This window comes from Pseudomonas asturiensis (assembly GCF_900143095.1).
Classification (GTDB): domain Bacteria; phylum Pseudomonadota; class Gammaproteobacteria; order Pseudomonadales; family Pseudomonadaceae; genus Aquipseudomonas; species Aquipseudomonas asturiensis.
This window is the reverse complement of the sequence record NZ_FRDA01000023.1, coordinates 73,604-82,449: the sequence shown is the minus strand read 5'-3', so window position 1 is coordinate 82,449 and position 8,846 is coordinate 73,604. Positions and strand designations below refer to the sequence as shown.

Sequence of the window (8,846 nt, the reverse complement as noted above, 5' to 3'; positions counted from 1 at the left end):
GATCCCATCCCGAACTCAGCAGTGAAACGATGCATCGCCGATGGTAGTGTGGGGTTTCCCCATGTGAGAGTAGGTCATCGTCAAGATTCAATTCCGAAACCCCTCATCGCTAGCGCGGTGAGGGGTTTTGTCTTTTCAGGCTATGGAACGTCGAGGTCAGGCAAAGAGACTGCGTACATTGCTCATGGCACTGTCTGCAAACCCCTGTAGAAACGTCTCGAAGGCTGGCAGCGCCTCAGGTCCTCCCTGGTCAGGTTCGGCAATGATCGTCCAGGTCGCAATACACTCATTCTCGCTCACGGCCAGTACCGTCATCGAAGCCCACAATTGACCCACAGGCAAGCTGGTGTGGATCAACGACCAAGTCATGTACAGTGCCTGATCATCCCGGCTGTTCAGTTGCTCGATCGCGACGTTACCGTCCTTGAATAGCTTCCTGCGTACCGAGCGAACACCTTTACCCGTGACTTCAGTGCTCTCCAGGGCAGGAATAAAGGCCTGAAAGCCGCCAAAGTCGCCGACGACTGCCCAGACGCTGTTGGCATCGCTGGGAATCTCCACTGCCGAGACAACACGGCACAGTGTCGGATTCTTGATCAGCGTGTCGGGCTTGAGGTTGTTGTGGATTGTTTTCATGTCGTTCTCCATTGCACTTGATTGATGACTCGACTCAGATGAAGTCGATTTCCTTCAGGTAATCGCAGCCCTTGCGCAACAGCGCCGGGGTTTTCTGCGGGTACTGCTCGCCCATCTGGCGGATGCCAGTCAGGGTGTTCTGGTACTCGATCATCGAGATGTCCCCGATGTCCTCTTCAAAACCGTCCAGATAGAAGCCGAGCACGCCGAACAACGCGTTATCGCTATCGACCCGGTTAAGCTGGGCCTGCCAGTGAGTAACGCTGACCAGCTCGAACTCGCGACCCGCTTCGCGGAACGATTCCACATAGCTGTTCCAGCTCAGGGGTTCGGGGTTATGCAGATTGAAAACGGCACGTTCGGACTGATAGCGGCTGGCATGAAAGCCAATGAAACGCGCCAGAAAGTCCACCGGCATCAGGTCGAAGTTGATGTCGAACTCGGGAACCTGCCCCAGCTGCAGTGACCCCTTGAGCATCAGCATCAAGCGGTTCTTTTGTGGCTGGCACACGCCGGTATGGCGGTTGAATGCGATGTTGCCGGGGCGGTAAATGTTGACCCACACACCTTTATCCCTGGCGTGTTGCAGGATGCGTTCAGCGACCCATTTGGAGAGGTTGTAGCCATTCTTGATGTAGATCGGCGGAGTGGCGGCTGCGGGTTGCTCAAGCACAGTGCCGGCACTGTCGACAGCGCTGCAGGCTGACAAGGTCGAGACAAAATTGAAGACCTTCTTGCTGCGTCCCTCACACAACTTCAGGCATTCGAAGACCGGTGCAACGTTGTCTCTGGCCAGCGTCTGGTAATCCTGAACATGGTTTACGTTGGCTGCGTTATGGACCAGTGCACCGAAGTCCCGGTCCAATCGTTCATACACCGCTTCGCTCAAGCCCAGACAGGGCTGCGTGACATCGGCGGCATAAACCGTTACCCGACTCAGGTCGAGATGCCCCAGCCTGTTCTCGGCGAGCGATTGTTCGAAGCGATCCTGCGCGCTTTGCCCTGACGATTCACGTACCAGGCACGCAATCTCGGTCGCACCCCAGTCCAGTAGCGCCTGTACGATATGCACACCCAGAAACCCGTTGGCCCCGGTGACGATCACTTTGTGCACGTCGCCCAGTTGGCTGACAGGCAGTGTCGTCAACTGGATATCCGGCTGGGCATCCAGCAGCGCCTGTGGACTGATGGTGTAGCCTGAGCTGCCTTCGCTGTCGATCAGGCCTGCCAGCGTCAGTAAGGTCGGTGCTTCGATGAAGCGGTTGATAGGAATACTGCGTCCGAACCGTTCCCGAATCTCGAGCAACATGCGCGACAGCAAAATCGAGTGACCGCCCAGATTGAAAAAGCTTTCGTCCGTCGAGATGTCGCCTGATGGCAGTTCCAGCAGTTCGGCCCATAGCGCTAACAGCTGCTCCTGACGCTCGGTCTCTGGCAGGCGCCGGGAAAGCCGATCGCTGAAAACAACAGGTATCTCCAGCAACGCCTTGCGATCAGTCTTGCCGTTGCTGGCAGACGGCAAGGCATCGATCTTTGTGTAAGCGATCGGGTGCATGTAGTCAGGCAGCAGCTGCTGCACATGAGCCTTCAGGGCGCTTAGTGTCGCGTCATCAGATTCAGGCCCATGTGGCTGAGCAACGAAGGCCAGAATGCGCCGGTGAGCATCGACGACCACTGCGACCTGTCGGTACAACTGACTGGCACGCAGGCAATGCTCGATCTCTTCCGGCTCGACCCTGAAGCCGCGAATTTTCACCTGATTGTCTCGACGCCCGGACAGCTCGATGCCGTCCTCCGTCCACTTGGCCATGTCTCCAGTGCGATAGGCCCGTAATCGTTCACCGCCCGGGCACGTCAGCCATACATAGCGCTCCGCCGTCAGTTCAGGGTTGTTGATATAACCCAGGCCGACCCCTGGCCCGACGATGTACAGTTCACCCTGAGTCTGTTGCGCCACAGGCTGCAGTTGTTCGTCGAGAATCCAGACCTGGCTGTTGGCGATCGGTTTTCCCAGATTGCGATTGCTGCTGTGCGGCTGGAACTGGCTGGCCGTCACCAGCACGGTGGCTTCGGTGGGGCCGTACAAATTGTGGAAATGGCACTGTGCAGTGAGCTGCGCGATCACGTGAGGCTCACAGACGTCTCCACCTGTCACGACATGTTCAAGCCCCAGCGGTTGATCGAGCGGCAGGATGCTCAGCAGCGCGGGCGGTAGAAATGCATGTGTGAGGCCCGCTTTCAAAACGCTGACCAGTTGCAGCGGGTCGCGTCGCTGATCCTCATCGGGCACTACCAGTTCAGCACCGCTGAGCCAGGTCGGAAAAATATCGATCACTGATGAATCAAAACTCAAGGTCGAGAACTGCAGCACTCGACTGTGTTCGGTCAGACCCACATAGTCGGCATACCATGCCGTGAAGTGGCTGAGGTTACGCTGGCTGAGCAATACGCCTTTGGGATGGCCGGTCGTGCCCGAGGTGTAAAGCGCCATGCATGGCGCATCACAGTCCGGGGGGAAAACCGAAGCCACATGACCCGTTTCCGTCAGTTGCATCGCGCCGATGTTAAGCGCGGGGAATTCGGCAGCAGCCAATGGGTGCAAGCCGTCATGCAACAGCAGCATCGCCCCCGAGTTTTCCAGAATGTATTGCTGCCGTTGAAGTGGAAGAGCCGGGTCGAGTGGCAGGTAAACAGCCCCACAGCCCAGAATCGCGAGCACCCCGGCATACAACGCTGTGCACTTGGGCAGGCAGAGACCGATCACAGGCGGCGCGTCGCCCTTGTGGGCTTGTGCAATCAGTGGCAACAAATGACGCTGAATCGCGGCAGCGTGCATTGCCAGTTCGCGATAGCTGCAGGACTGACCCTGAACCGACAGGGCCGGCCGCTCGGCGAAGGTCTGCAAGGCCGTCGCCAGCCGCTGGGTAAGCGGCGTCTCGGCCCGTTGCAACAGATGAGGCCGCTGCGTGCGGTTCAACTGGTGCTCGAACAGCAGCGCATCAATGGCTCGCAGGCCCTCCTGGCGTTCGCTTTGAGCGGGCTGTGCCGCTGGCAGATGCACAAAGTAATGATCGTCCCGGGAACGTCGGCTCACCTGCAGAGCAACGATCTCCACCCAAGCGGCAATGGCGTCATCGCGCAGCGTTCGTCCGTTGCCCGAGGACTCAACGGGCAGCCATTGCCGAATGATCAGGCGCTGGGCCTTTGCCGAACCGTGCCAGCACAACAGTTCCAGCTGCGGCAGAGATTCCGGGACAGCGTCCAGGCCCACACGCAGACTTAGAAGAGCCGGTTCGCCCAAGCCCTTCAACTGCGCGCTGCTCAACGCCAGGCTGCCATCTTCGATGAGCATCGAGACGTGACCACAGGACTGCAGCGCAGCAAGGTCGGACAGGTGATGCACGGCATGGCCATGCGACTGCAGCTCGGCATTCAGTTCGCTCAGGGTCAGGCTATGACCAAGAAGCACGATCTCCAGGCGTTTCATTGCAGCATCCCCTGAGCAGGCAGGTATTGAGCCAGGGACCGCTGTACGCAAGGGGTTTCCAGCATTGAGCTGGCCTTGAAAAAGCGCACGATATTGCCGATCAGCGGGTGATGACGATTGATGGGAAAACTGACGGCCAGGGTTTCGGCCTTGAGGGCTTGTTTGACGGATTCAGCAACGGGCAGATGTTCGATCAGGGCGAAATCGAAACCGTGCTGGATGTCACTGGTCAGGTACTGTGCGATGAACACCGGCATGATGTCGGCAATGCATTGGCGGTCGTCTTTGCTCGCGGTGTGCCAGTAAATGCGCACCAGTCGTGACCAGAAGCCTGAGTGCCGACCTTCGTCCAGCAGGTGGTCAGCCATCAGGCCCTTGACCGATTGCTTGACCGAATCGTCCTTGGCAAAGGCTGCCACATCGTTGGTCACTGTGTTCTCTGCGATGGCCACGCAGATCAATTCCACAGCGCTGCGCAGATGTTCCGGTGCCAGCGCCAGCGCCGCCGGGATAGCCCGACTCAGCTCGATTTCGCCGGGCAGTTCGATAGGGTCGATACCCGTCAGCGCGATGGTCTGCTGCATGAAGTCCATTGCGACCAGCGCGTGATAATCCTCATCCACCACCACCGTCATCGCGTCATAGCGGCAGGCGAACGGGAAGCGAATCGCAAAGTTGTCCTTGGCGATACTGCGTGCGGTCTTGTCGACGATTTCAGTTTCGAAGATCACCACATCGTTGATGAATTTGTAGAGGCTCTGCACCAGGGCGTAATCACGCAGGTGCGAACATTCACGGCTAAAGGTCTCGCTCAGCACCAGTGGCTGACGGCTGAGGGGATAGATAAGTTTTTCATCGTTCTCGACGATCCGGCGTGGACGAGTGCGAATGGTGGCGCGACCTTCCCACGCATCGATGAACGAGCTGTAGTCTTCTGCTTTCATGATGGCTTCCTTGTAGAGGCTTGAGGGCTGATCCCTGAGAGCAGCCCTTGAGAGCAACCGGTGCTAAGCGCTGACCTGCATCAATGGCGCGCGCAGTGCGGTGCGCAGCGTGTCCCATAGCTGGACCCTGCTTTCCACAGCGGCGATGGCGGCCTCGTACACCTCGCTTTCACGCCGAGGATCGCCCGCTACCAGGCGCGCCAGCAGGTTTTCTGCAGCGGGTCCGTGGTCTTCGGAATCGACTTCGATGTGGCGTTCCAGGTAGTAACGAAAGGTCGGAGCCTGATCGCCCGTGATGCCCCAGTCATCGAGAATGCTCTGGAACATCAGCGGGATGACGCTCTCGCGGCCATGCAGGAATGCCGCCGCCACACTGTGAGCCGGGGCGTGCAGCGCTGTGTTGAGGGTATGCGTCACGAACACCGATGCCGCCTGACCTGCGTTGACACGCTGCAATGCGGTTGTGTAATGCACGCCCTGTTTCTGAAGTTCGATGAAACGTTCGATCTGCAATGTGCTGGCACCGATTTCGCGCATCGCATCCAGATACAGCTCGAAATGGCTGTAATGGCCGTGTCCCAATCGGTCATCCGATTCTTCACCCAATACAATTTCGTTGATCAACCTGGCCGCTGCGGCGTCCTTGGGCGGGAGCCAGGGCAGTTGTGTGCAGGTCAGCTCCTGCTGCAGGCGTTTGGTGAGCGACATGAAGTCCCAGACCGCGAACACATGGGTTTCCATGAACCGTCTTAATACCTCCAGCGAGCAGATCTCACCGAAGATGGCGTGACGGCTAAGTTCAAGTTTCTTGTGGTCCAGTCGTGTTTTTTGGCAATGCATGACGAGTTCCCTTGGTCGTTAAAAGGCAGGCGGATATATTTAAAGTTGCAGCGTTTTACGGCGCTGACGCACAGAGGTCGACGCGTATTAATTGCAGGCAGCCAACAGCCTGTTAAGGAAAGGGATTCAAGATCGCCCCCAGTTGTCGTACCGCTGCAAGTTAGGGTTCGGCGTACTGTGCGTTCGCCGACAGCCTTTTGAAAACGCGGCTTCTGCGCGGTTGTGCAGTGCCCTGCGTCGGCTGTGTGGAAAAGTTAAAACACAATTAACAAGTTGCGCAATTATTTTTTTATATTATTTAAGTGGGCTGATTTGCAGGGTGTAAGTTGCTATATAAAACAGAGGGTTCATGTTTTATAGGGGTGTAGGCAACCCTTCCGACCGACAGGGATCAGAATTAATAATAATGAACGAATGCCTCGTTCAGCGTTGCCGTTGTGCCGAACAATTAAAAGATTTGTATTTTTTGCGAGCGATATCGGAACGACATTCCAATGTCTCTCTGCCCGGTGCGCTGACTCCTTTTCATTGCGTTCAAATCGACAGATCACTGCCCGATGCCAGCAGGGCAATTGAATCCTGACCAAAGTCGATCCTCCGGTTGGATCCACCCAGGTCACGAACGAGTTTGCCTGATTCCAGTGGCATACCACCGGAGGGCTCAGGAAATTAGGCGTAAAAACGTGCCGTCAGACCGAACGTCTGCGCAGCCTGAGGCGGGTGGGTCTTGGGACTGGGCAGTCCGGTAAGCAGCGCTCGCCGGACGTGCGGAAGGTAGCCGACGAGCCGGCGGGGTCAGGCAGGGCTTTTCTTGCGAGTGCGAGGGGTCTCGGTGGCCGCTTTGTTGTTCAGGAATTGAGTAATGGCCTGAACGCCGCGATTGAGGTGATGCTGCAGCGCTGCCACGATCTGTTCGACAGCTTTTTCTTCCGCCAGACGAAGCAGTTCCCAGTGGTCGTCCTGAGAGAGTTTACCCAGCCCCATGGACGACAGATTGAAACGTAAAAAGCGCTCTTCTTCGTTCAAACCTTCCTCCACCAGGTGCATCAGGCGCTTGCTGGGTGTTCTGGCGTACAAGGACATATGGAATAAGCGGTTAAGCCTGCCGATCTGGGTGTAATCGGTCTCGACTTCGAGCTGCTCGATGTAGCCCCTTGAAATCGCCAGGTCTTGCTCAGTCAATAAGGGAATCGACAAGCGCAGGGCTTCTGACTCCAGCAAGATGCGCAATGCATAGGCATCGACAGCGTCTTCGGTGATCAATGGCGCCACAACCGCACCTTTGTGCGTTTCGACACGCAGCAGCGATTGTGCTTCGAGTTGTCGCAGGGCTTCGCGTACCGGCATCCGGCTCACGCCGAACAGCGTTGCCAATTCCTGCTGGCGCATCGCAGTGCCACTGGGCAGGCTGCCATCGATAATTGCGTTACGCAGTTTCTCTTCGATCACTGCCCTGGCAAGGTGCGCCGGGGGTTGCTCATTGCCCAATACCGAGAGCAGGAAGGCTTCTCTATCTGATTTACGCATCGCCATACTTCTCTACCAACCTGACCGGATAGGATCCAATAATCCACTGGATTGCCAACAGACTAGCCAAGACTTGCCAGGACGTCGCGAGAGCAGAGACATCTTTCATTTTTTCAGCGCAGTACATGAAGTGCATTTCAGTGAATTATCGTGGAACCCGTCAACGCTATCTTAGCGCTCATCGGCCCACATACCGAATGAGCTTTTATATGGCTATCGATTTACCGCGATAATTCTCATGCCAGGGCGAGCTGGAACGCGTTTCTCCGCTCGCCCTGTAAACCTTATCGTTTCAGGCCTGCTGGCGGGGCAGGCGCCCGGACACGAAATGCTGAACGTCATTAAAGCCCGGTGTCGAAGCATGGCCAGGCGTTACCAGAGAGTCGATGAACGCCTCGTCTTCTGCGGTGATCGTGACCGCCATCGCCTTGGTGTAGCCATCCCACTGCTGCTCGGTACGGGGGCCGACAATGGCCGAGCTGACTGCCTGATTGTTGAGCACCCAGGCAATGGCGAATTCGACCATGCCCACGCCTTTATCCTGCACGTAGGCCTGAATGCTTTGCGCGATACGCAACGACTCTACGCGCCACTCGGTCTCCAGCAAGCGCTTGTCCTGACGCCCGGCGCGGCTGCTGCTGTCCGGTGCGATGTCGGGTGCGTATTTGCCGCTAAGCACGCCGCGCGCCAGCGGACTGAACGGCACGACGCCGAGCCCGTAAAAGGCTGCCGAGGTGATCTGCTCGACTTCGGCCTGTCGATTGACGATGTTGTACAGCGGCTGGCTGACAACCGGCTTATCCACCCCGAGCTGCTGCGCGACGTGGACGATTTCCGCAATCCGCCAACCGCGAAAGTTCGAGACGCCCCAATGACGGATCTTGCCTTGGCGAATCAGCTCGCCGATGGCCGAAACCGTCACTTCCAGCGGCGTCTCGTGATCTTCCCTGTGCAGGTAATAGATATCCACATAATCGGTGTCCAGCCGCCTCAGGCTGTTCTCGATCGCGTTGAAAATGTGCTTGCGGTTAAGGCCCGAGCGGTTGGGCACGGTGGTGGGCGCGCTGAAGCCCAGCTTGGTCGCCACCACCCAGTCGCTGCGATTGGCTGCAATGGCCCGCCCTACGATCTCTTCCGAACGACCGGCGTTATAGACATCTGCCGTGTCGATGAAATTGACCCCCTGATCCCACGCCTTGTCGATGATGCGCAGCGACTCCTCAGCGGCGGTCTGCTCGCCGAACATCATCGAACCCAGGGTCAACGTGGAAACCTTGAGGCCGGACTGGCCGAGAACACGATAATTCATGTTTAACATCCTCCATGTCATTCACGCGGTTTCAATCGAACATACCGGCGCGTTGAAAGGTCAGCGCGCCTGCAAGCAGACAGATGCACTGACCGGGTGTCGC

6 protein-coding genes and 1 rRNA gene are annotated in these 8,846 nt (G+C 57.4%); 1 reads left to right on the top strand and 6 read right to left on the bottom strand.

The genetic code is table 11. The features are described from left to right. Nucleotides 1–86, top strand: a 5S ribosomal RNA gene (gene rrf / locus BUB69_RS26215); the annotation flags it as partial. A gap of 70 nt (nucleotides 87–156) precedes the next feature. Here the strand turns inward: rrf and BUB69_RS26210 are convergent. The 6 genes from BUB69_RS26210 to BUB69_RS26185 form a co-directional block, all read right to left on the bottom strand. Continuing rightward, nucleotides 157–636, bottom strand: coding sequence for an SRPBCC family protein (locus tag BUB69_RS26210; protein WP_073172686.1), 480 nt, complete (start codon nucleotides 634–636; stop codon nucleotides 157–159). A 34-nt stretch (nucleotides 637–670) separates the two neighbouring features. Continuing rightward, nucleotides 671–4,123 carry a non-ribosomal peptide synthetase gene (locus tag BUB69_RS26205; RefSeq protein WP_073172683.1) on the bottom strand — a complete coding sequence of 1,151 codons (3,453 nt, stop codon included), beginning with the start codon at nucleotides 4,121–4,123 and terminating at the stop codon, nucleotides 671–673. Beyond that, nucleotides 4,120–5,067 (bottom strand): diiron oxygenase, encoded by a 948-nt coding sequence (locus BUB69_RS26200; protein ID WP_073172680.1) that lies wholly within the window; start codon nucleotides 5,065–5,067, stop codon nucleotides 4,120–4,122. The genes BUB69_RS26205 and BUB69_RS26200 overlap by 4 nt, the downstream gene beginning before the upstream one ends. A gap of 63 nt (nucleotides 5,068–5,130) precedes the next feature. After that, nucleotides 5,131–5,907 carry a DUF3050 domain-containing protein gene (locus BUB69_RS26195; RefSeq protein ID WP_073172676.1) on the bottom strand — a complete coding sequence of 259 codons (777 nt, stop codon included), beginning with the start codon at nucleotides 5,905–5,907 and terminating at the stop codon, nucleotides 5,131–5,133. A gap of 795 nt (nucleotides 5,908–6,702) precedes the next feature. After that, nucleotides 6,703–7,434 (bottom strand): GntR family transcriptional regulator, encoded by a 732-nt coding sequence (locus BUB69_RS26190; RefSeq protein WP_073172673.1) that lies wholly within the window; start codon nucleotides 7,432–7,434, stop codon nucleotides 6,703–6,705. Between the two features lie 292 nt (nucleotides 7,435–7,726). Next, entirely contained in the window at nucleotides 7,727–8,743 is a 1,017-nt protein-coding gene (locus tag BUB69_RS26185) for an aldo/keto reductase (protein WP_073172670.1), read from the bottom strand. Nucleotides 8,744–8,846 lie beyond the last annotated feature (103 nt).

Coding starts and splice junctions, on each gene's coding strand:
- BUB69_RS26210 (WP_073172686.1), bottom strand. CDS start 636: ATGAAAACAATCCACAACAACCTCAAGCCCGACACGCTGATCAAGAAT.
- BUB69_RS26205 (WP_073172683.1), bottom strand. CDS start 4,123: ATGAAACGCCTGGAGATCGTGCTTCTTGGTCATAGCCTGACCCTGAGC.
- BUB69_RS26200 (WP_073172680.1), bottom strand. CDS start 5,067: ATGAAAGCAGAAGACTACAGCTCGTTCATCGATGCGTGGGAAGGTCGC.
- BUB69_RS26195 (WP_073172676.1), bottom strand. CDS start 5,907: ATGCATTGCCAAAAAACACGACTGGACCACAAGAAACTTGAACTTAGC.
- BUB69_RS26190 (WP_073172673.1), bottom strand. CDS start 7,434: ATGCGTAAATCAGATAGAGAAGCCTTCCTGCTCTCGGTATTGGGCAAT.
- BUB69_RS26185 (WP_073172670.1), bottom strand. CDS start 8,743: ATGAATTATCGTGTTCTCGGCCAGTCCGGCCTCAAGGTTTCCACGTTG.